Source organism: Daejeonella sp., assembly GCF_046590655.1.
Classification (GTDB): Bacteria; Bacteroidota; Bacteroidia; order Sphingobacteriales; family Sphingobacteriaceae; genus Daejeonella.
The window spans coordinates 16904-38096 of the sequence record NZ_JBKJUM010000154.1 but is presented as its reverse complement, the minus strand read 5'-3'; the positions used below and the strand labels follow the sequence as shown (position 1 = coordinate 38096).

Below are 21193 nucleotides of genomic sequence, written 5' to 3'. Positions count from 1 at the left end.
GCTTTTATCTTCTGTGCTTTGTACCAGACAATATAATTGATTAAATACTTGAATATGGAAACATTAGATATCCTGGATGTGACTCTCATTGAGCCCCGGTTTAAACACCCTCAGATTTTTGACAAGTTTGATTCCTTAGCACCCACTGAGGGATTTATAATACATAATGATCACGATCCGAAGCCACTGTATTACCAGTTATTAGGTGAACGTGGAAATATTTTCTCCTGGGATTACCTGGAAAATGGTCCTGTTTGCTGGAAAGTAAGGATTCAAAAGCTTGGCGAAGAAGCACATCAGGAAACCATTGGGGAGATCGTTGTTAAAGATTATCGTAAGGCTCAGGTGTTTAAAAAACTGGGTATAGACTTTTGCTGCGGCGGAAAGAAAACGGTTGAAGAGGTTTGCAAAACCAAAGGGCTTAATCCCGACCAGGTGAAAGCTGAGCTTGAATCTGTTAATATGATGGCGTCTCAGAATGGCAATAATTTTGATAACTGGCAAATAGACTTTCTTGCGGATTACATTGTTAATACCCACCATGAATACGTTAAAACAAATGTTCCTTTTATTACCGAGCTTGCCAATAAAGTTGCACTGGTACATGGGACACAGCACCCGGAACTTATAGAAGTTGCTGAAACGTTTAATCAGCTCGGCAGGGATCTGAGCTTACACGTACTTAAAGAGGAGAATATTGTATTTCCGTTTATAAAAGGATTAATGGGAAAAACGGATGATGCTCCAGTTTCTTCTGAAATTTTTGATAGCATCCGGACACCCACGCAGATGATGGAGGTGGAACATGAGCAGGCAGGCGAGGACATGGCCTCAATACGAGCTTTGACAAAAGATTATAAGCTGCCTTTAGATGCATGTACTTCTTACACTATATTGTTCAAAAAACTACAGGAGTTTGAGAACGATCTGTTTAATCACGTCCACCTGGAAAACAATATTCTTTTCCCGAAGGCTATTGCTCTTGAAAAAGAACAAGTTAAACCATAGAAAATTTATAAATGCAATGGTCATCAACGCGAAGACTAAAATTTCCGAACTTATTAAGAAAAACCCTGCCACTATAGATGCGCTAGCTGAGTTTAATTCTAATTTTAATAAGCTAAGAAACCCCATCCTTCGGAATCTTTTAGCCAGAAGAGTTAGTATTGTGGATGCTTGCAGGATTGGTGGTTGTGAACTTAGCGGATTTTTAGATAAGATGGCATCAATAGGGTTTGAAATTGAGGGTTCTGTAGAGCTACCCTTGTCCCCATACAGTAAAAAAATGGGTGCTCCAGGCTTTATCACGGATCTAAAGGTTATGGAACTTGACGTACGACCCATGTTGGCCGGGGGAGAAGACCCGCTTAAGCTCATCCTTAAAAAATGCAAAGAGCTGAAAAGCGATGAATGCTTAAAGATCGTTAACACATTTGAACCACTGCCATTGATTAGCCTTCTTGAAAAACAGGGGTTCAAAACGTGGACTGAAAGACCTGATATTAACACAGTTTTCACATGGTTTATTAGAATTGGGAAAAGTATTGTAATACCTGAACCCTCCGTTGATATCCCTGACCCGGTGATTTCTGACCAGGAATTTGATACGCAGGTGAAGTCCTTCCCACCGGAAAAAATTCATAAGATCGATGTACGGCATCTTGCAATGCCGCTGCCGATGATGACGATTCTGGACCATCTTTCGAAACTGGAGCCGGACGAAGCCCTTTTTGTTTTTCATAAAAAAATACCGGTTTACCTTTTGCCGGAGCTTGCAGAACGCGGGTTTAAGTATTTTATCCAGCATTCGGCGAATGGAGAAGTAAATATGCTTATACGGAGGTCATGAATTCGGTTGGTACACAAAATCCGCTGTTATACAGACTTGTTGCTGCACATTATCTGGTTGCCGCTATATGTTTTGTGAGTCTTGCGGTGATGCTGCTCTTTGCGGCAGGGAACCTAACCGGGCATTATTTTCATCCGCAGCTGCTTGCTGTGACTCACATGGCTGCTTTAGGCTGGGGAACACTAATCATCTTTGGGGCAGTTTATCAGCTGCTTCCGGTAATACTGGAAACAGAGTTATACAGTCATAAAGCCGGATGGATCAGTATAGGATTATTTGTAAGCGGACTTATTGCGCTGGTTTACTCTTTCTGGGCTTTTCAGCCCGGAATTCACATGCAATGCGGCAGCGTGCTACTCTTAGCTGGCATAAGCTTGTTTGGTGCAAACGTTTTTCTCACCGCTAAACAGAACCGCAATGATATACATCAGGAATTTATAATTACGGCCTGCATCTGGCTGATCGTAACCGCTTTGTTGGGAACGATGATGGTGTTCAATTTCCGTTACGCGTTTTTGCAGCAAGATCATATCCTGTTTTTGAAGCTGCATGCGCATATGGGGCTGGTGGGCTGGTTTTTAATGCTTATAACGGGTGTCAGTTCAAAACTCATTCCAATGTTCCTGGTATCCCGTAACCAAAAAAGCCAATTGTTATCCTGGAGTTATTATTTGATAAATGGCGGACTTGCCTTATTTGTAGTCGACACCTATTTTTCGGGACTCAATATGAAAACTTATGGTGCAGCGGCCATCGCACTGGCGGGAATTGCATGCTGGTTAGTTTTTGTTGCTGACTGCTTCCGGTCGCGAATGCGAAAAGCAATTGATCTTCCGATCTGGCATACTTTATTATCGATGTTATTGCTCGTAACTGCCATCTTTGTTCTTCCTTTAATTGTCTCTAATCATCTACGGTCAGATCCCAGGGCAGTGAACTATACCACGCTGTACGGTTCTTTGCTTTTTATGGGTTGGATAAGCGCTCTTGTTCTGGGGCAAACCTTTAAAACACTTCCTTTTATAGTCTGGATAAGGCATTACGAGCATCTTGCGGGTAAGGATCCTATTCCAATGCCTGCGGACCTGTATAATAACGGATTGCTGAAAATGCAGTTCGCTGTATTCCTTCTGTTTACCATGACATTTTATGCAGGCATGTTTTTTAAATCAGCAATACTAATCGATGTCGGGCTAGGCTGTTTTTTAATTGTCGCCCTCACATACCTGTTTAATGTGATGATAGTGTTATTTCACAAACCTAAAAGCGAAACAACATGAGCAGTGGTGAATTTGTTAGGAGAGAGGTTATGTCTAAGGGAAAGGTGGCTGGGGTTTTGCGTCAGGTTATCGATCCTGAACTTGGTATTAATATCGTTGATATGGGACTTCTGTATGGCATTGATATTGATGATGAACTTAAAAAAATCCGGGTAGAAATTACTCTTTCTTCCGCAGGTTGTCCAATGGGTGCTGCGATTGTGGGTGCGGTGGAAAACATGCTTGATTCACATTTTCCGGACAGCTCTAAAAATGTTGAACTGGTCTGGCAACCTGCCTGGTCACCCGACTATATCTCCAGAGCGGGACGGCAGCAGCTGGAGGAATAGACGGAAGATTCATAATAACCCTAAATCCCTAAAAATAAAGCTGATAAGTGACTTCGATCATTTTTTCGCATAGAAATAATGGATATTTTGTATATGAATTAAACTTAAACCCAAACAGTCATGAAAAAGATTTTAACATTATCGTTAGTCGTTTGCAGTTACATTTTAATGAGCTGTAACAATATAAAAGAAGAGCCCGCGACTACCGAAGCTGGCGTTAGTCAAGCCGGTCAGTCAGGAGTTCAGGATGACCTTTCTCAGCGAAATGTTGTCCAGGTTGCCGTTGGCAGTGAGGACCACACTACTCTTGTTAAGGCTGTCCAGGCTGCCGAACTTGTAAATGCATTAAGCAATGCGGGGCCGTTCACCGTATTCGCCCCAACTAATGCAGCGTTTGACAATCTGCCTGCCGGAACCGTTGAAGGTTTGCTCGCGCCAGAAGAGAAAGATGACCTTGCTGATATTTTACAATACCACGTTTCCCTTGGAGTTTTTAAAGCTGAAAATCTCACAGACGGACAGATTATAGGTCAAGTCAACGGAGGCAATATTACAATAACCAGGAAGGACGGGAAAACGATGGTAAACGGAACAGCAACCATTGTTGCTTCTGTGCCTGCGTCTAATGGAATGATACACGTTATCGATGGGGTTTTACTTCCAAAGTAAATAAATTGTCTAACCAGGGGCGAGCCCTGAATATTCAAATAGGCCGGATTGAGAGGCGAATGCAGGCTGTTAACCAATATACGGCAACGCCTGCGATTGCCGCAGGCCTGATTGGAATTTATGACAATAATTCCTGCACTTTATCCATCGTTTCTGAAACGACTTTTTCCTGTATCAATGGAAATAGCTGGCGTTCTTCTTTCCTGATGTGGCCTTCCAGCGTTTTTCCCAGTACATCAAGCCGCGATGCAAGGTCGGCATGATCAGCTTGATCCATGAGATTTCTGAATAACTTATGAAGTACTTTATGTTCCTCAACCATATTAGTCAGGAGTTCGTCCAGCTGCACATCAACATCGCTGACCAACGGTACGATTTTCTCCTCACGGTCGAAGTGTTCTATTAAATCATCATTGTAGAATTGGATTGCGTACTGAGCTTTGCCTTGTAAATCTGTTGGCAGGCCTTTATAAAGAGGTGCACCCTTTTGAAGCAGCCTGGCCAGGATTAAGCCCCCATGATGTTCACGGGACAAAGGAACTAGTGCAATATGTCTTTTCATGATCCTATAGATCTTTAGAGTTAAACTTTTTCATCGAGCCCCACACGGGCAGAATAGCCCATACCAACAATACTGCACATGAAAATAATAGCCCGGCGTAGGTGCCAAAAAAGTCTTTAAAAATAGCCCCGGTATATCCCATCATAGCTGACACGTCCAGCTGGAGAAGAATCAGTATTCTTGTCAGATCAATGGGATTAAGTGCGCTTATACCAATCATTGGTTTTTCCAGCGGATAATCGGAAAACTGGAATAAAAGGAATAGCACAAAACCATCGAATAGCAGTGAAAAGTATAGCCAAAGCATAATTGCGGCACCTATCCCTTTGGCTTTATCTCTTGTATAGACTGTAGCGAGCAAAGCTATTGCTACGAAAATCACACTTAGTGCTATTCCTGATAATATCATCGTCATGCCGATCATATTCGATTGGTACAGCAAAATGGGAAGACCTGCACCAATAAAAAAAGATAAGGAAAGTGATATGGCCAGTCCGGAGAAAATACTCAGCCAAATAGATTTTCTCTTTAGCGGCTGACTGACAAGTAATTCAATAAATTCGGCGGAATTATAAATGTAAATCGTTGAAAAAATTATACTTACCAGAGGTACGACCAGAAGAATGATATTGAGTAAACTTAATAACCCCTTACTATTGTTATCCTCAAAACTGAATACTGTTAGGGAAGAGGCCAGTAGAAACACCGTGTAAATGATGACGATCTTATTTCTAAGGATGTCTGAAATCACATATTTGATTATCTTATTCATAATTCATTGACATTACCTGTGCAATAGACCTGGCCAATCGTTCTTCACCCGTATCGCGCTGTAATTCGGTGACGCTTTTATGAAAGATCAGATTTCCATCCTGCATGTATATAACTCTGCTCACAAGATCATCCAGATCGCTTAAAATATGTGAGGTGATCAATATCAGTTTGCCCTTTTCTTTCTCTGCCAGAACCTTTTTCTTAAATAGTTCTGACGCTACCGGATCAAGGCCTGCCGTTGGTTCGTCAAGAATGAGAACTGCCGGATCAAACAGAAAAGCCAGTGCTGCGCTTACTTTCTGTATTGTTCCTCCGGAGAGGGTTCTCATTCGTTTATCAAGCAGCTTATTTATTGAAAATCCAAGGATCAGGTCTTCGTCGAGAGCCTTACTATTACGTATATCCCTCATCATATTGAGTATCTGAACAATAGTCATATTATCGGGATAACGGCCAATTTGAGGCATGTAGCCGATCTTATTTCTATACTCCCAGTCACCTGCGATGTTTTTTCCGTCAAAAGTAATTGTGCCGCTATCGGCCAGCACCATTCCTAAAATGGATTTAATCAGTGTCGTTTTACCGCAGCCATTAGGGCCAATCAACGCAATGCATTCACCTTTACCGCAAGTGGTAGTTATTTCATTTAAGACCCTGATCTTGCCGAACTTCTTAGATATTTTATTAAAGGTGATCATCGTATTTTTCGAACAATCAGCTAGAATGCCCTTTTCATTAATGGCTCATTGTCCCGGAGATTTTCAGGTGTTAGGCTTGGGATGATTTTTTCGGTCTTATCCAGCAAGGTAGTTATAAAGGTTCTGAACAGTATCATTGCAGATGGAAACTTCTCAACGATCATTGAGAACATGCTTACCGGGCGAAAGGGGATATCACCAATCTTGTCCTTATTTAAATCATATCCTTCGTATTTATCCCAGTAGTTGTTATTAAAACGGTTTAATACCAGGGATCCGTTAGTTCCCACATCAAAAGTATTTCCTATAAAATTGTTTCGCTCCAGAACCACATCGACGCAGCTTGCCTGGATCTTCAGTGCCCACCCATTGTCTTTGAAGGTATTCTTTATCATATCAATCCGGTTTGCACCTTCCATGTAAATCGCGCTGGTGTTTCTTGTAAAATAATTTCCATGCATTATACCATCCGATATTTCTTTTAGTAAAATTCCATAGGCTGCATCTCCCCAATTTTCTTCGAAATGATTACCCACCATTTTTATTTTTTTGGAATACATTACTGAAACTCCCGAGCCGTTATTCCGGAAAACGTTATTCACATAGCTGTCATCATTTGAAAACATAAAGTGTAAACCATACCGGAGGTTTTTTGCGGCTGTGTTCTTAGAGATGACGGAGTTTTTAACAAATTCAAAATAGATACCATCGCGATGGCCGCTGACAATATTGCCAACGATCTGCAGGCTATCACCTTTCCAGCAATGGATCCCGTTTCCGCTCTGCTGCTCTGATAAGCTTATGCCGGTCAACCGGTTATTTGAGATGATACATTTCGAGCCATTCTGGATATAAATCCCAAAGAATGTATCTTCCAGGACATTGTTTTTTATGATCACGTTGTCGCTGTCATAAACCTTTATCCCGCTGAGATCTTCAAGGCTCGAGGTGCCGGAATGGATCAGTTTAAATCCATCAATTGTAACTCCGCTAGCTGCAATGGAAATAATCTCATACCTATTTTCCCCATCGAGCGTTGGTTTTCCAATTCCTTTGAGAACGATGTTTTTCCTGATCATCAGGTTTTTCTCGCGGTAAAGCCCGGGATCGACGAGCACCGTGTCGCCTGCCGCAGCAGCATTAACTCCTGCACTTATGGTTTTGTAGATCCGCCCGGAACCAACGGGGATAGTTTTAGCAGATGCGGAAGAGAAAATGAGGAGAAGTATTAGGTATGACAAGTGCCTCATTTTTGCATATCCTCCCAGGTTATGGTATTCCCATAGTGTGTACGGACTGTAGCCTCGAGTGAGTCTGCGTTTGTGAAAGCAGCAATATTGCCGTTCATTGGACTTCTCAGAGATGGACTTTGGAGAAAAAATGCTTTCTCTGCGTTAATAAGGTCATGGGGTTTGCTGAAGTTTATAAAATAGACGGAAGCGATGTTTTCTTTTTCAACTTTTTTCTCATTTAAGAATGTGGTCACACAATGTGGGTCATCAAATTTATAGATCTTGTTTTTTTTTGTGATCAATTGAGCTCCGAACCTCGCATCACTTATGGTCATTTTACAAAAATCACATTGGTCTTTTCCAATAACCATGGGTTCTGGTCCGGCGTTGCAGGCACCCAGCATGAGAATCAATGCGAGGGAAGCGGCCACCAGGGATTTATTTCTTCGTACTGCTGGATTTTTGCCTTTCCACTCCCTTATTACCAGTATCAGTAAAACTACGCCCACGCCTATAAATATCCATCCCCCTAAGTCGGGCATGGAATATGCCCCGAAGTTTAGAAGCTGTTTATAGCCTATTAAGGGTGGCTGATAAGCCATGCCCGGCACTATAATGGCCGCGTTGGGATCGAGGTTGTGACCATAGTCATACTCCCATCGCCAGAAGTCGACCATTGCTAACACACCAAAGCTTACGAACAGACCAAAGAGGACAAACATGAGCTTTCTTTTTGCGATAATCGCTGTGAGGATAAATAGAATTGAAAAAAAGATGATGATTCCCGGTAACACCTTAAATTCCATAAAATCATCAGTATGAAGTGTTTTCATGCCGATGTAATGGTTAAGTCCGTTAATTATATCCACATTGCCACCCAGCTTATTAGCATATATCAGCAGGTACAAGCCCTCAGGATATTGGGGAGCAGACAAATCTATCCGCCAGATAGGGGTAAACAAAACAATTAATAAGCCAATACCGCACATCACCATAATTAACCTTGTGGAATTGCTGACTTTATTGTTCATAACAGGTGATGTTGAAAAGAGACAGGAACCCGGTTCCTGTCTCAATAGTGAGATTTATTTTTTGGACCCGTTAGCAGAATTGGGGGTTTTTGTATCCGACTTCGCCATGTTGGTACCAGTGCTGAAGCTGATAGGGACGTTACTACCTGCCGGGGATACTCTGACATACCCGGACATTTCCTGATGCAGGGCGCTGCAGAAATCGGTGCAGTACATTGGGTACATACCTGCCTTCAAAGGTATCCACTTCAGAGTTGTTGTTTCACCAGGCATAACCAGTAGTTCTGCGTTCAATGCACCTTTAATAGCAAATCCATGAGGTACATCCCAATCCTGTTCGAGGTTAGTGGTGTGGAAATATACTTCATCACCAACCCGGACACCTTCAATATTGTCGGGTGTTAAGTGTGAACGTACCAGGGTCATATAAACGTGCACCTTATTTCCCTCTCGTACCACTTTCGCATTACCTTCACCTTTGGTGACATATGGATGATTGTTCTCTTCAATCTTGAAGAACTTTGTGGAGTTATTTTTAATAACATCCGCAGAAACAGCTTGTGCATAGTGCGGTTCACCTATCGTTGGGTAATCCAGTATGAGCTGCATTTTATCGCCGCTGATATCATATAATTGAGCACTTTGGGACAGTTCCGGGCCGGTAGGCAGGTAGCGATCCTTCGTTATTTTATTGTAAGCAACCAGATATTTTCCGGTTGGTTTTTTTGAGTCTCCGCCTGGTATCATCAAGTGGCCAACTGAGTAATATGTGGGAACCCTGTCAAGTACCTTCAGGTCTTTTACATTCCATTTAACGACTTCACTCGAAACGAACATGGAGGTGTAGGCGTTGCCTTTGTCATCGAATTCGGTGTGTAGAGGCCCTAAGCCAGGTTTTTTAACTTCCCCATAAAGCGCTGCTTCGTATTTGATAACCGGAATACCCTCGTATTCGCCATCGAATGACTTTGATGCTATCGCTTTTTGTATCTTGTCGAAACTGAATACCGGTATCAAAGCAGCCAGTTTTCCACTTCCCACTATGTATTCACCGGTTGGATCAACATCGCATCCGTGCGGAGACTTCGGACATGGGATCATGTAGACGAGACCTGGATAGTCGCGCATATCAAGTACAGTGACCTGGTTTTTGATTGTCGAGGTGGCGGTATGTGTTTTTTCATCAAACCGGTTGCTGGCGTATTTTACAGCTTGTTTCCGGCCTTTCCCTTCTTTAATAAGTTGTTCAGCCATCTTCCAGTTAACCGCCATGATGAAATCCTTATCGCGTTTCGACGCGTTTACTTCGAGCAGCGTATTCGCCTGTTCGGTATTATAAGTGCTGAAGAAGAACCAGCCAGCTGATTTTCCCTTTCCCGCATGACTTAAATCAAAGTTTACGCCGGGTCCCTGAATTTGGAAGGCAACATCCATATTTCCATCTTCCTTATCAACACTGATAAAGCTAATTGTTCCTTTGAAATTTTCTTTGTAGGTGTTAATCGGAACGTCTCCGTTTTTGTCGTCTGGCGGAACACTGAACCTTGTTCCGGCAACAATGTATTCAGAGTTTTCTGTAATGAAAGGGGATGAGTGGTTACCGCCGCTGTTCGGTAATTCCAGAATTTCTGCCGTCCGGAAGGTTTTCAGATCTATCCGGGCAACCCGTGGAGTATTATTTCCATTGACAAATACCCAGCGGCCATCAATTTCGCCGTTGGTTTGCGACATAGACACATGGTGAAGATCGTCCCATGGCACTACACCGTGAGAGGTATTCAGCATCGGTTTAGTTTCTTCAGAATATCCCCAGCCTTTTTCAGGATCAACAGAGAATACCGGGATAACACGCAGGAGCCTGCCGCTAGGCAAACCATATACAGACAACTGACCGCTAAAACCTCCGGAAACGAAGTTGTAATATTCGTCATATTTTCCAGGGGCAACGTACACTTTTGCTGCGGCATCTCCGCTTACAACGGAGCCTACATTTTTTGGCTTACAGGCATTAAGGCCCGCTAATAATGCCAGGGCAGCCATACCATGAGCATATTTAGTGTTTATCTTCATTGTTGTTAGTTTATAAAATCTGTTTCAAGTCTCGATTTAAGGGCAAGGAAATACCGATAAGCATCTTTTATAGTGCCTGCATGAATTGCTTTCCTTACATTAATTATGATTAGCGTTTATTTGGCTCCGTCGTTTTTTCTCATGAACTCGAGCAGGTTTCGTGCGTCGTCATCAGAAAGGTTTTGATTTGGCATCCGGACCAGACACAATTCAAGCTGGGCCTGTAGTTCAGGGTCTTTATCAATCATTACATCAGGATTGGTTATAAAATTCATGATCCACTCGGGTTTACGGCGTTCAGTAACACCGGCCCATCCTGGTCCTACCAAACGTTCATCCGTTACCTTGTGGCAACTGCTGCACTTTACCTGGAATACCTGGTCTCCAAGCTCAGCTTTTTTAGAATCCAGAGGTCCCACATCAACTGAACTGAACTTCCCTTCGCCACGATTCGGGTCATAAGAAGGATTTTCTGTCGTGGCTTCTGCGGTAGTTTCCGACGAGCCTGCAGTGGTTTCATCTGTCGTTTTATCATTCCCTCCGCAAGAAGCAAAAAACGTAACAAAGGTAATTACCATGGTTAATGCAATCAGTTTTTTCATGTTAATTTGGTTTTTTGTTTGATTTGGTCTTACAAGTTTAGAGATCATGCGATCATCATTTTATGCGTTCGATCATAAATGATTAAGGTCATCTATTTCCGTAATAGGGATCACGTTCGCCTTTAGGCCATGTAGGTAATTTTGGATAGTATCTTATGCTCAAACTATGATTGATATCAAAGTACTCTTGAAATGGGGAGCGACTTATAAAAAAGTTGAGGCTAATGAAACCATCTTCTTTGAGGGACAGCAATGCACTTATTATTTTCAGGTTATTAGTGGCAGCGTGAAGTGGATGAACATCGATGAGCAAGGAAGGGAATGTATTCATGATATTGTTGAAGACGGAGAGTCATTCGGGGAATTCCCGCTTTTTGATGACGGTCCGTATGCTGCATCGGCTGTAGCCAACTCAGACACTTTACTTATCCGTCTTTACAAGTCAAACTTCCTGGATCTGTTGAAAGAAAATGCTGAAATTCAATTTGCATTTACAAAGCTTTTTATCCGCAGATTACGCTTTAAATACTCCGTGCTCACATCGATGGCATCCAATTGCCCTGAAACGCGAATCATTAATTTGATTAATTATCTTAAAACAGAAAATAGAAGTTTTTGCCCGGATTGCGACAAATTAAAACTTACTCGTAAACAAATAGCAGACATGACGGGGCTGAGAGTAGAAACCGTAATCAGGACAATGAGAAACATGCATGATAAAGGGGAACTTCAAATCAGCAGAGGGAAGGTGTTTTGTAAGGAGAAGATTGTTATGCTATCTAATTGAAGGTAAATATTTATTTTTGCCTTGGACATGAAAACTTTATCCAAATGGTTACAAATATCGTTTTTTAACCTCCTTTTAGTAGCAATACTGGGCCTAATTCTCCGATACAAAATTGCCTTCTACCTTCCAATTATCGATCAAAAAAATGTCCTGCACAGCCATTCCCATTTTGCGTTCAGTGGCTGGATAAGCCAAACTCTAATGCTTTTGCTAGTTTATTATTTAAGCAAGCAGCTTGGGGCAAACATACTCAACACATACCGATGGATACTGAACGCCAATTTAATTACTGCGTACGGAATGATGTTTGCTTTTTTTATCCAGGGATATGCCTTCTTTTCTATCACCTTTTCGACACTGTCTATAGTAGTTTCTATTTGGTTTGCTATTTTCTTCTGGAGAGACCTTAGCTTGGTCAAAGTAAAATCGGTTAGCCATTTATGGTTCAAATGGGCACTGATATTTAGTGTTATTTCCGCGCTTGGTCCTTTCTCACTCGCTTATCTGATGACGTCGGCACAAGCGGACCAGAACGTGTACCTGTCATCAGTATATTATTATCTCCATTTTCAGTACAATGGCTGGTTTTTCTTTGCTGGCATGGGCTTACTTACTGACCAACTGCCTGCAGATAGGTGTTCATCCAAAAAGCTCTATAATGCCTTCTATTTATTTTGTGCGGCGTGTATACCGGCGTATTTTCTATCTATCCTGTGGAGCCCTGTGGCGGATAAAATTTACTTTTTGCTGATATTAGCAGTGCTTGCGCAGCTGATAGGCTGGGTGCTCGTGCTGGTCGTTATTACAAAAAACTCAGAGCTGTTACAAACGCGGTTCCCAAAAGCGGGAAGAGTGCTTCTTATCTTGTCAGCCATAGCATTCACAATAAAACTCATATTACAGTCGGGGTCAATTCATCCGCAATTAAGCCAGCTTTCTTATGGTTTCAGGCCAATAATAATTGGCTATCTGCATCTGGTGCTTTTGGGAGTGACGACTATTTTTATAATTGGATATATCATTTCTCTTAATCTCATCGTCCTTTCACGAAAGGTAATCGTGGGTGTGTCGATTTTTGTTACAGGGGTGATAGTAAATGAGCTCCTGCTGATGGTTCAGGGTGTGGGCGCATTAACTTACACAATCATTCCCCAGGTGCAAATTCTGTTGTTCGGGGCAGCTTTAATTCTGGTTGTGGGGTTAGGGATCCTGTTCGCCGGCTCTTTAGAACGCAGGGCTGAATAGATTATTTTTAAGATCTCTCTTCAACCTTTCCCCTTGCCTAAGGAACTTGCTGGATAGCCATACTTTCGGTTAGTTCGCGAACACGCTTAAGGTCTGCCTGAAATGTTGAAGCGATATTCTTTTGATAAGCGATCAGCTCCGGAACCAGGGACTCATAGTATTCGATCCCATTGAGCAGCTGGTTCCTGAACTTTTCAAGTTGTTTCGCTTTTTTGTCAGTAATATCCCGAAGGCTGTTCTCCATGTCTTTTTTCAAATAGCTTATGTACAATTTAATCTCGTTAATAAACATATTCGGCCTGTTTATTCCTTCGAGCAAGTTAAGTTTCCCATAGATGTGCTTCACCATTTCGTCAAGCGAATAGATAGATGAGAAGTAGGCCGTATTTGGCCCCGGACAAATGGTCACCGCCCGGTTTTCTTTTGGCTTAACCATGTCGTTCTTAATATAAACAGATGAGCAAAGCCCTTCGCAAAGGCAAACTTTCTCGGTGATTTCATCAAAACTTTTCTGATAATCTTCAGCAGGGAGAGCTTTTCGGTTCAGTTCTTTAATCTTCAGGTTCTGGTATTTACGCGACGCCGTACATATAGGAGTAGTGGTGAACTCGGTATTAGATACCAGGTATTTTTTTGTACATGGATTCCCTGGCCGACCTTCTTCAATACGTTTTAGCCGCTGCGCCTCTCCTGAGCTCCTGCGAAAATTATTGAAGGGGATTCCCAGCGGAGAAGAGCCGCTGATATAAAAATCGCCTTCATCTGCGCTGGCCAGCTGCTTTAAAGTTTCATCGTCAACATTTGTGGCTTCCGGAACTAGAAGGAAAGGGCTGCCCCAGCCGGTTCCGTCAACCTGGTAATATTGTTGAAGAAATTCATCTTCTTCGTAGGTTCCAATACCGCCCTGAACGGTTACTCTTGTTAGCGGTAAAGAGACTTCACCAAAACCTTTTTCTTCAAGTGCGCTGCGGTACCCAGTAAAAAGTTCGCTGGCCATCTCATTCCGTTTTTGTTTGAACTCTTCGAGGATAGGCCCCAGCAAGAATCCTTCCGTAGCAAACGCATGCCCCCCGCAGTTTAAACCAGACTCTATCCGGAATTCATGCACCCAAAGTCCTTTTTTTGCTAGAAATTTGGCCTGGATGAATGCTGAACGGAAGTCGCTAACCTTAAGAATAATTTTTTTCTTAGAAGGCTGATACCCGATTGGAAAAAACTGAGGAAATTCTTCTAAATATGTGTATAGCCGGGTATTCATACCGGCCGAAAGGATCAATGAAGAGTTTAAATTGCTTTCCGCAAAACCTTTTAACGCGGCAAGAGCATCTGATAATTGTTCCGGGTGATCCGGGGCCCCTTTGATATAATTCATCTTATCAACTTTTGACATAATATTTACGTCGATTCTTCCTTTTATAATCTGCGACCTAAGCCTGTTTTGCTGACAACTCTTTTTATATGGGTTGGGTTCCGTTAACATACGTTCATAACTAATTCTCGTTGTCGCTTTTGCAGGCAATAGCCGAAAGTATCTGGTGATGTCGGCACTTGCAGTAAAACCCTGATGCTTTAAACTTTCGTGCTGTTTGTTAACAATCTGATCGAGCAGATTCAGGTATGCTGTGATCCTGGAACTCCGGAAGTTGGGACACGCTTTTTCGATGTTCACAAAAGCAGTATCTGCGGGAGTATGAAATTCCCGCATTCTTTCGACTAACTCGTCATCGACGATTGAAACGACCGAAGATATGCCATAGCGCGCGACCTTTAGCGGGGTATCTATTGAATATCCAAGGCCTAATACCGGGATGTGAAAAGTGTGGCTCATATGTATTAATATAACGTTTAGATGGCAGTGCTGAATATCTGGCTTTGAGGCACGCTGGATAAAAGCTTTTCATCAAAGCACATGCAAATGTTTCGTACGAATGCTTTACCCAAATCGGTAACAATTATCTGATGATCATTAAGAAGGACAAGGCCTTCATCAATGAACGGTCTTAGCCTCGCAATGAAGTCCAGAGTCAGAGGGTCATCTTTGGGCAAGCAAGCTTTACCAAGGCACATAATATCCAGAATGATTTTTCTGATTATTAGATCTCTGGCGGTAAGAATATGCCCCTTTACCAGGGGGAATATCCCTTCTGTAATATTTTGAAGATAGGTTTCAACCGATTTCACGTTTTGGGCAAAACCGTACCAGCTATCGCTTATAGATGATATACCCAAACCGATCGAAAGTTTGGTGTATTGATGCGTATAGCCCATAAAGTTCCGGTGAAGTTTGCCAGATTCGGATGCTTTCATGAGACTATCTCCAGGAAGAGAAAAATGGTCCATGCCGATGTCTTTGTATCCGGCATCAAAGAGCATGGTCCTGCCGCGTTCATAAAGGCTTCTTTTTTCTTCATCTACCGGCAGATCTGCTTCGGTGAAACTCCTTTGTCCGGGTTTAAGCCAGGGAACGTGAGCATAGCTATAGTATGCAATGCGTTCGGGCATGAGTTTTATCACTTCTTTTATGGTGCTGCTTACACTGCTTAAAGTCTGCAGTGGAAGGCCGTATATTAGATCATAATTGATCGAAGAGTAACCAATCTGCCGGGCTGCGTCAGTTACTTGCTTTACTTGTTCCACACTCTGCATCCGATTGATAATCTTCTGCACCAAAGGATCGAAGTCCTGGATACCGAGGCTTAATCTCCTGAATCCACAGTCATATAAGGTCTGCAAATGGCTCCGGGTTGTATTTGCCGGATGGCCTTCAAAAGAAAAATCGGCATCGGGCAACAGAACTGCATCATGCGTGATACCTTTAATTAGCTTCTTGAGATTTTTGGGGCTGAAGAAAGTGGGGGTTCCTCCGCCCAAATGTATTTCACGGATACGGGGCTTGTCGCCTAAAACATGATAATACATCCGCCATTCTTTTATTACGGCGTCGATATATGGCTCTTCAACCTGATGATTTTTTGTAATCCGTGTTGTGCAGCCGCAATAGGTGCACAGGTTCTCACAGAATGGAAGATGAATGTATAAACTGAGACCGTGATTTCTGCTTTCATTGTAAGATTTTCTAATAGTATGAAACCACTGGTCCTGGCTCCATTGTTGACTATCCCAATAGGGAACAGTAGGGTAGCTTGTATATCTGGGTGCTGCTACATTGTACTTTTTCAGCAAGGTTGAAGGTGTCATGATTTTATTGAGCCATGTAAAGCACCCGGGCTAACGCTGCTGCCTAAGTCTGCCGGACCATTGCACTGCTCGGAGGTACCGGTTTCGGCGACGTTGCGGCATGCTTCATTGCGGCATTTGCAATTTGCCCAACGGTTCAAATGGTCAATGGTTCTTGTGGCAATTATTTGCAAAGCCTCCTTTGTCAGAAAAGCCTGATGCGGGGTAAGTAAAACCCTCGAGTTTTGAATAAAAGCTTTTAAAAGCTTATCTTCTATGGGCTGATGGCTATGGTCAAAGAAGAATACGTTATGTTCAAATTCGTAAACGTCCATACCTATTTTGCTAATCCACCCGTCCTGGAGTGCGTTATATACATCCTGAGATTTGAAAATAGCCCCCCTGCTAACATTTATGAGTATGACGTTTTTCTTCATTGACCTAATGCATTTTGCATCAACCATATGGCGCGTGCTATCGTCAAGGGGTACATGGAATGATATAATATCCGCCTCGCTCAGAAGATCATGGAACTCAACCTGTTTTGCTTTCAGTTTGCCTGCTTTTACAGACACATCACGAATATCACTTACCAAAACTTTTGCTCCAAAGCCAGAAAGGATTTCTGCTAATGCCTGACCCGTTACACCAAAGCCAACTATGCCAACGGTTTTGTTACGGATTGTAGTCCCCACCAGGTCGTCGAGACTAAAATCATAATGCATAATCTGGTTATGACAAGGAATTAGATTACGCACCAGTGCAAGCATGAGCGCTAAAGAGTGTTCAGCGATCGATTCCGGTGAATATGAGGATATGTTCGCCACCTTTATTCCCAGCCTTTCTGCTTCCGTAAGATCAATATGGTCAGTGCCTGTTGAACGTGTGCAGATGTATTTAACGCCCATTTCAGACAGTTTACAGATGACCGGCGCCGAGAGGTCGTCACTTGAAAATACAAGCACAGCTTCCTTGCCTTCTGCATAGGCAATGGTTTCCAGCGTTAGCCGGTTTGATATGAGTGTAATATCGTGTTTCTTATTGTTGACTCGTACAAGAATCTCTTTTTCACACGCCTTTATGCTGTATGCTACTGCTTTCATCGCCCAATGATTTACTACAAATCTAGGCCGATGCGCTAAGGATTACTATGAGGCTGGTCAGGCAGAAGAATGATCTGCATCACTATTGCTTTATTTTACTGAGTTTGTCGATAGAAAGAATTATAATGACACTTGCTTCTTTTTCGATAAGTTTTTCGTCTTTAAAATCTGACAAGGTTCGGCTAACTGTTTCATTCGCGGTACCAACCATAGCCGCCAGATCATATCTCGAAATCTTGATGGTAGCAATATCCGATTCATTTTCGGAGAATTTTGCAGCAAGACTGATCAGCGCGTCGGCCACTCTTTTCCGCACAGAGTTGTATGCCAGTTTTAGTAGCTGATCCTGCTTCTCACGAACGTTGCCTGATAATAATTCGATAAATTTCTTCGATATTCCGGGATTTTTAAATAGCAGCGAGTTAAAGTCTTCCCTGGTGAGCAGGTGCAGCGCCGTATCTTCCAGCACTTCTGCATTATCGCTGCAGGATTTGTTTAAAAGAATAGATTCATAACCAAAAAATTCGCCCGGGCCCAACATACCCGTAGCTATTTCACGTCCATCCTGATAGGTCTTAAAGGTCCGGACTCCACCGCTTTTGATCATGAACACATGGGATAAATAGTCGCCTTCTGAGTACACAGACTGTTTTTTCTTGTAAGTCCGCTGCCGGCTGTTCTCCGAAAACTTAGTCAGTAATTTTGAAGCTCTGGCTTCGTCCATTAAAAACTCAAAGGATTGCGAGTTACCGGAGTATTTTTTCGCAGCTTCTTTTTTTGAAAGTCTTGTTTCTATCGCATTAAGCAGCTCCATATCGTCGAATGGCTTAGTTAAATAGTCGTCGGCACCCATTTCCATTCCTTTGCGCATATCGCCGCGTTCAGTTTTTGCGGTGATAAATATGAAAGGAATGCCAGCCGTCTGCTCATTTTTGCTCAAGAGGTATAACACTCCATATCCGTCAAGCTCAGGCATCATGATATCGCACAGGATGATATCCGGTAAGTGTGTTATAGCCAGTTCGACCCCTTTTCTGCCATTTTCTGCCACGTGTACATCATACCCTGTTAACTCGAGTATTTCTGCTGTGCTTCCTCGGATATCGTCATTATCTTCAATGATCAATACTGTTATAACCGGTTTTTTCATTAATGTTTGAAAGTTAAAGTAAAAGTTGTACCCTTATCCTGTGCGCTATTACAAATTACTGTTCCGCCCATGAGTTCCACATAACGTTTAACAATGTTAAGGCCTAAGCCTGTTCCCGGAATGTTACCGATATTGTGCGCCCTGAAAAAAGGTTCGAAAAGATTTTTCTGTTCTTCCTGCGGAATGCCAATTCCATTATCCTTTACAGTTATTGTGAATACCGATTGACTAAGCTCAGAATTGAATTCTATAAATGTATTTTCCCCGGAATATTTAATAGCATTTGATATCAGATTTATCACCGAATTTTTCATTAAGGCGGCATCTGAATTAATAACGCTTGACATGCCCGTGTGCTGATAAACAATGATCTGATTTTGTTTAGCGACCATTTGCATCTCTTCAATGATATCTTCCGAAAATTTTACCACATCAAATTCCTGAAATTCGGCTCGTATTTTACCTGCTTCAAGCTTTTCAAGAGAAAGAAAATCATTTAGGATCCCCGTCAACTGACCAACGGAGTTTTTTATTTTACCGGTGTGTTTGATAATATTGGTCATGTCGGGCTTTTCCGCATATTTTTCTATCAGAGACGCGGAAAGCTGGACAGAACTTAGCGGCGTGCGGAACTCATGGGAAGCCATAGATACAAACCGGGTTTTGAGTTGGTTCAATTCTTTCTCCTTTTCAAGCGACAAGCTTACATCCTCTTTTGCTTTTTCCAGTTCGTTGACAAGAGTTTGTAAAATGGAAGTTCGCTCTTTGATCCGTTCCTCAAGTACTTCTGTATACTCTTTTAGTGAGTTTTCGGCAGCTTTCTCCTTGGAAAGATCATGAATAAACCCCGTGTAGATTTTACGGTTCTCATATTCCACTTCGCTTACAGCAAGGCGAAATGGGAAAGTGCTCCCATCTTTTTTCAATCCAAGAACTTCTCTTCCGATACCGATAATTTTTTTCTCTCCAGTGCTCTGATAACGGTGCAAATAACCATCATGTGCACTTTTGTCAGGCTCGGGCATCAAGACTGATATGTTTTTTCCAAAGACGTCAGCATCCGCATAACCAAAAATTTTGAGAGCTGCAGGGTTCATCGATTCAATATTACCCCTATAATCAATAGTAATGATACCGTCGATAGCTGTGTTTATAATGGCATTCAATAATTTAACTTCTTCCATCTCTGTGTCAAATTACAAAAATTTAATAATGCAGACGAACGTAATAGAATGTCTATGGTCATTTATTGACCGAAAACGATAATACACGGAACATTGGTTGAGAGTAGATTTTTAAAATCTATTCACCCACTCAAAATTATTTTTTAAAATCCTGGTTTTGTTTTCCCGAATGTCATTTAGAAAAGCCTGGGCAACGGGCGAAAATTTTTTCCCTTTCCGCCAAATAAGCCTCCATGCAGATTTTACAGGTAGTCCTGATACGGGAATAACTCTCAATTCGCCCGTTTCTAATTCAGTATGAATACCGATTAAGGGCATTATAGAATATCCGAGGCCGGCAAGCACAGCTTGTTTAACTGCTTCATTGGAAGTGAGTTCAAGTTTTTTTCGCACCTGCAATTTTCGAGTCTCAAAAAATTTTTCCATTACTGCGCGGGTACCCGATCCTTGTTCTCGATATATCATCGAAATCTCATTGAAAATGGATCGCTGATAAGGGCCTTTGTTGTAGTCGCTTTTTTTATTTCCTACTAAATATAAATGATTTTCCAAAAGCACTTCCTCTTCAACATTGAGATCGTCCGGAAGTACTGAAACTAATCCAAAATCCACCTCGTTTTTTTCAAGACTATCGATCACTTTAGATTTGTTGGTTACATCCATAGTTAATTCAATACTCGTGTGTTTTTGAAGGAAATCCGACAAAAAATAGGGCATTATATATTTCCCGGTGGAAACTATGGCGAGTTTGAGCCTGCCTGATAAAATTCCTTTATAGGTGAGGGTTTTGTAATTAATTGCATACACCTCGAGGATAATTCTTTCGGCCATCTCGGCTATTTCATTACCAAAATCGGTAATGTAAACTTGTTTCCCAACAACCTCAATCAGAGGGATATCAAATTGACCCTGAAAATTTTTGAATTGAATCGAAACCGCTGGTTGAGTTAAAAAAAGCTCTATAGCAGCCTTTGTGATGCTTTTCGTTTCCACAATTTTCAGATAAACCTGAAGTTGATGCAGGGTATAATTCATAAATATTAATTATATATATCATAACAAATATAAATAATAATATATGAATAGCTTGATCTACTTTTGTACACTAAATGATATTCTAATTGTTAAACGCTTTATGAACATAGATGTAGTTAACGTACAATTTATCGCCTCAGAGGCCGAAGATCTGATCACACAACTGTTACTTCGACAAATCAAAACTAATGAGAATCGCTTGGCAGGAGAATCCGGTGAGCTGATAGAAATACGGAAAACTGCGTCGGAGATAATCATGCTTCAGAAGACGTTATTTGAGGTGGGGCGATATTTTAAGTACAACCCAGAATCTGTTACGGTTAATGCTCAGATACACCTCAAAATATCGCACCCTGAAGGGCAGAGCACAATGAAAATCAAAATCAAGAGTGCAAAGCGTTGAATTTAACAGATTA

21 protein-coding genes are annotated in these 21193 nt (G+C 41.9%); 8 read left to right on the top strand and 13 right to left on the bottom strand.

Features of this window, described 5'->3' with window-relative positions:
• The first annotated feature begins 54 nt into the window (after nucleotides 1-54).
• The 5 genes from ric to ACLL8Z_RS14220 all read left to right on the top strand — a co-directional run bounded on the left by ric (nucleotide 55) and on the right by ACLL8Z_RS14220 (nucleotide 4127).
• The gene (gene ric, locus ACLL8Z_RS14240) at nucleotides 55-1008 is read left to right on the top strand and encodes an iron-sulfur cluster repair di-iron protein (protein WP_411275460.1); all 954 of its coding nucleotides are present in this window, start codon (nucleotides 55-57) and stop codon (nucleotides 1006-1008) included.
• 16 nt (nucleotides 1009-1024) lie between these two features.
• Entirely contained in the window at nucleotides 1025-1849 is an 825-nt protein-coding gene (locus ACLL8Z_RS14235) for a DUF2249 domain-containing protein (RefSeq protein ID WP_411275459.1), read from the top strand.
• A complete protein-coding gene (locus ACLL8Z_RS14230; protein WP_411275458.1) occupies nucleotides 1846-3129 on the top strand; it encodes a hypothetical protein in 1284 nt (427 codons plus the stop codon). The genes ACLL8Z_RS14235 and ACLL8Z_RS14230 overlap by 4 nt, the downstream gene beginning before the upstream one ends.
• Entirely contained in the window at nucleotides 3126-3458 is a 333-nt protein-coding gene (locus tag ACLL8Z_RS14225) for a metal-sulfur cluster assembly factor (protein WP_411275457.1), read from the top strand. Before ACLL8Z_RS14230 ends, ACLL8Z_RS14225 begins: the two co-directional genes overlap by 4 nt.
• 120 nt (nucleotides 3459-3578) lie before the next feature.
• Entirely contained in the window at nucleotides 3579-4127 is a 549-nt protein-coding gene (locus ACLL8Z_RS14220) for a fasciclin domain-containing protein (protein ID WP_411275456.1), read from the top strand.
• Between the two features lie 118 nt (nucleotides 4128-4245).
• Here ACLL8Z_RS14220 and ACLL8Z_RS14215 read toward each other — a convergent pair whose 3' ends face one another.
• The 7 genes from ACLL8Z_RS14215 to ACLL8Z_RS14185 all read right to left on the bottom strand — a co-directional run bounded on the left by ACLL8Z_RS14215 (nucleotide 4246) and on the right by ACLL8Z_RS14185 (nucleotide 11096).
• A complete protein-coding gene (locus ACLL8Z_RS14215) occupies nucleotides 4246-4689 on the bottom strand; it encodes a hemerythrin domain-containing protein (protein ID WP_411275455.1) in 444 nt (147 codons plus the stop codon).
• Nucleotides 4690-4693: 4 nt separating this feature from the next.
• Nucleotides 4694-5461, bottom strand: coding sequence for an ABC transporter permease (locus tag ACLL8Z_RS14210; RefSeq protein ID WP_411275454.1), 768 nt, complete (start codon nucleotides 5459-5461; stop codon nucleotides 4694-4696).
• Nucleotides 5454-6161 carry an ABC transporter ATP-binding protein gene (locus ACLL8Z_RS14205; protein WP_411275453.1) on the bottom strand — a complete coding sequence of 236 codons (708 nt, stop codon included), beginning with the start codon at nucleotides 6159-6161 and terminating at the stop codon, nucleotides 5454-5456. The genes ACLL8Z_RS14210 and ACLL8Z_RS14205 overlap by 8 nt, the downstream gene beginning before the upstream one ends.
• Before the next feature lie 20 nt (nucleotides 6162-6181).
• Nucleotides 6182-7411 carry a nitrous oxide reductase family maturation protein NosD gene (locus ACLL8Z_RS14200; protein WP_411275452.1) on the bottom strand — a complete coding sequence of 410 codons (1230 nt, stop codon included), beginning with the start codon at nucleotides 7409-7411 and terminating at the stop codon, nucleotides 6182-6184.
• A complete protein-coding gene (locus ACLL8Z_RS14195; RefSeq protein ID WP_411275451.1) occupies nucleotides 7408-8424 on the bottom strand; it encodes a nitrous oxide reductase accessory protein NosL in 1017 nt (338 codons plus the stop codon). The genes ACLL8Z_RS14200 and ACLL8Z_RS14195 overlap by 4 nt, the downstream gene beginning before the upstream one ends.
• Nucleotides 8425-8478: 54 nt before the next feature.
• Complete coding sequence (nosZ, locus tag ACLL8Z_RS14190) at nucleotides 8479-10494, bottom strand: Sec-dependent nitrous-oxide reductase (protein ID WP_411275450.1); 2016 nt, start codon at nucleotides 10492-10494, stop codon at nucleotides 8479-8481.
• Nucleotides 10495-10610: 116 nt separating this feature from the next.
• Nucleotides 10611-11096: a c-type cytochrome gene (locus tag ACLL8Z_RS14185; protein ID WP_411275449.1), complete on the bottom strand. Its 486-nt coding sequence runs from the start codon at nucleotides 11094-11096 to the stop codon at nucleotides 10611-10613.
• A 166-nt stretch (nucleotides 11097-11262) separates the two neighbouring features.
• Here ACLL8Z_RS14185 and ACLL8Z_RS14180 point away from each other — a divergent pair, with 166 nt between their 5' ends.
• Entirely contained in the window at nucleotides 11263-11883 is a 621-nt protein-coding gene (locus ACLL8Z_RS14180; protein ID WP_411275448.1) for a Crp/Fnr family transcriptional regulator, read from the top strand.
• A gap of 27 nt (nucleotides 11884-11910) precedes the next feature.
• Nucleotides 11911-13128 (top strand): hypothetical protein, encoded by a 1218-nt coding sequence (locus ACLL8Z_RS14175; protein ID WP_411275447.1) that lies wholly within the window; start codon nucleotides 11911-11913, stop codon nucleotides 13126-13128.
• 37 nt (nucleotides 13129-13165) lie between these two features.
• On the opposite strand, the gene ACLL8Z_RS14170 is transcribed toward ACLL8Z_RS14175, so the two are convergent.
• The 6 genes from ACLL8Z_RS14170 to ACLL8Z_RS14145 form a co-directional block, all read right to left on the bottom strand.
• Nucleotides 13166-14956 carry a hypothetical protein gene (locus ACLL8Z_RS14170; protein WP_411275446.1) on the bottom strand — a complete coding sequence of 597 codons (1791 nt, stop codon included), beginning with the start codon at nucleotides 14954-14956 and terminating at the stop codon, nucleotides 13166-13168.
• Between the two features lie 17 nt (nucleotides 14957-14973).
• Nucleotides 14974-16326, bottom strand: a complete 1353-nt coding sequence (hemN, locus tag ACLL8Z_RS14165) for an oxygen-independent coproporphyrinogen III oxidase (RefSeq protein WP_411275445.1) — start codon at nucleotides 16324-16326, stop codon at nucleotides 14974-14976.
• Nucleotides 16323-17408: an NAD(P)-dependent oxidoreductase gene (locus ACLL8Z_RS14160; RefSeq protein ID WP_411275444.1), complete on the bottom strand. Its 1086-nt coding sequence runs from the start codon at nucleotides 17406-17408 to the stop codon at nucleotides 16323-16325. Before ACLL8Z_RS14160 ends, hemN begins: the two co-directional genes overlap by 4 nt.
• An 82-nt stretch (nucleotides 17409-17490) precedes the next feature.
• Nucleotides 17491-18558 (bottom strand): response regulator, encoded by a 1068-nt coding sequence (locus ACLL8Z_RS14155; RefSeq protein WP_411275443.1) that lies wholly within the window; start codon nucleotides 18556-18558, stop codon nucleotides 17491-17493.
• A complete protein-coding gene (locus ACLL8Z_RS14150) occupies nucleotides 18558-19742 on the bottom strand; it encodes a PAS domain S-box protein (RefSeq protein ID WP_411275442.1) in 1185 nt (394 codons plus the stop codon). The genes ACLL8Z_RS14155 and ACLL8Z_RS14150 overlap by 1 nt, the downstream gene beginning before the upstream one ends.
• A 111-nt stretch (nucleotides 19743-19853) precedes the next feature.
• Entirely contained in the window at nucleotides 19854-20777 is a 924-nt protein-coding gene (locus tag ACLL8Z_RS14145; protein WP_411275441.1) for a LysR family transcriptional regulator, read from the bottom strand.
• Nucleotides 20778-20820: 43 nt separating this feature from the next.
• Between ACLL8Z_RS14145 and ACLL8Z_RS14140 the strand changes: the two genes are divergently transcribed.
• Nucleotides 20821-21180, top strand: coding sequence for a hypothetical protein (locus tag ACLL8Z_RS14140; RefSeq protein WP_411275440.1), 360 nt, complete (start codon nucleotides 20821-20823; stop codon nucleotides 21178-21180).
• Nucleotides 21181-21193: the final 13 nt, after the last annotated feature.

Excerpts from the sequence above, each read along its gene's own strand:
- ric (WP_411275460.1), top strand. The coding sequence starts at position 55 with ATGGAAACATTAGATATCCTGGATGTGACTCTCATTGAGCCCCGGTTT.
- ACLL8Z_RS14235 (WP_411275459.1), top strand. The coding sequence starts at position 1,025 with ATGGTCATCAACGCGAAGACTAAAATTTCCGAACTTATTAAGAAAAAC.
- ACLL8Z_RS14230 (WP_411275458.1), top strand. The coding sequence starts at position 1,846 with ATGAATTCGGTTGGTACACAAAATCCGCTGTTATACAGACTTGTTGCT.
- ACLL8Z_RS14225 (WP_411275457.1), top strand. The coding sequence starts at position 3,126 with ATGAGCAGTGGTGAATTTGTTAGGAGAGAGGTTATGTCTAAGGGAAAG.
- ACLL8Z_RS14220 (WP_411275456.1), top strand. The coding sequence starts at position 3,579 with ATGAAAAAGATTTTAACATTATCGTTAGTCGTTTGCAGTTACATTTTA.
- ACLL8Z_RS14215 (WP_411275455.1), bottom strand. The coding sequence starts at position 4,689 with ATGAAAAGACATATTGCACTAGTTCCTTTGTCCCGTGAACATCATGGG.
- ACLL8Z_RS14210 (WP_411275454.1), bottom strand. The coding sequence starts at position 5,461 with ATGAATAAGATAATCAAATATGTGATTTCAGACATCCTTAGAAATAAG.
- ACLL8Z_RS14205 (WP_411275453.1), bottom strand. The coding sequence starts at position 6,161 with ATGATCACCTTTAATAAAATATCTAAGAAGTTCGGCAAGATCAGGGTC.
- ACLL8Z_RS14200 (WP_411275452.1), bottom strand. The coding sequence starts at position 7,411 with ATGAGGCACTTGTCATACCTAATACTTCTCCTCATTTTCTCTTCCGCA.
- ACLL8Z_RS14195 (WP_411275451.1), bottom strand. The coding sequence starts at position 8,424 with ATGAACAATAAAGTCAGCAATTCCACAAGGTTAATTATGGTGATGTGC.
- nosZ (WP_411275450.1), bottom strand. The coding sequence starts at position 10,494 with ATGAAGATAAACACTAAATATGCTCATGGTATGGCTGCCCTGGCATTA.
- ACLL8Z_RS14185 (WP_411275449.1), bottom strand. The coding sequence starts at position 11,096 with ATGAAAAAACTGATTGCATTAACCATGGTAATTACCTTTGTTACGTTT.
- ACLL8Z_RS14180 (WP_411275448.1), top strand. The coding sequence starts at position 11,263 with ATGATTGATATCAAAGTACTCTTGAAATGGGGAGCGACTTATAAAAAA.
- ACLL8Z_RS14175 (WP_411275447.1), top strand. The coding sequence starts at position 11,911 with ATGAAAACTTTATCCAAATGGTTACAAATATCGTTTTTTAACCTCCTT.
- ACLL8Z_RS14170 (WP_411275446.1), bottom strand. The coding sequence starts at position 14,956 with ATGAGCCACACTTTTCACATCCCGGTATTAGGCCTTGGATATTCAATA.
- hemN (WP_411275445.1), bottom strand. The coding sequence starts at position 16,326 with ATGACACCTTCAACCTTGCTGAAAAAGTACAATGTAGCAGCACCCAGA.
- ACLL8Z_RS14160 (WP_411275444.1), bottom strand. The coding sequence starts at position 17,408 with ATGAAAGCAGTAGCATACAGCATAAAGGCGTGTGAAAAAGAGATTCTT.
- ACLL8Z_RS14155 (WP_411275443.1), bottom strand. The coding sequence starts at position 18,558 with ATGAAAAAACCGGTTATAACAGTATTGATCATTGAAGATAATGACGAT.
- ACLL8Z_RS14150 (WP_411275442.1), bottom strand. The coding sequence starts at position 19,742 with ATGGAAGAAGTTAAATTATTGAATGCCATTATAAACACAGCTATCGAC.
- ACLL8Z_RS14145 (WP_411275441.1), bottom strand. The coding sequence starts at position 20,777 with ATGAATTATACCCTGCATCAACTTCAGGTTTATCTGAAAATTGTGGAA.
- ACLL8Z_RS14140 (WP_411275440.1), top strand. The coding sequence starts at position 20,821 with ATGAATAGCTTGATCTACTTTTGTACACTAAATGATATTCTAATTGTT.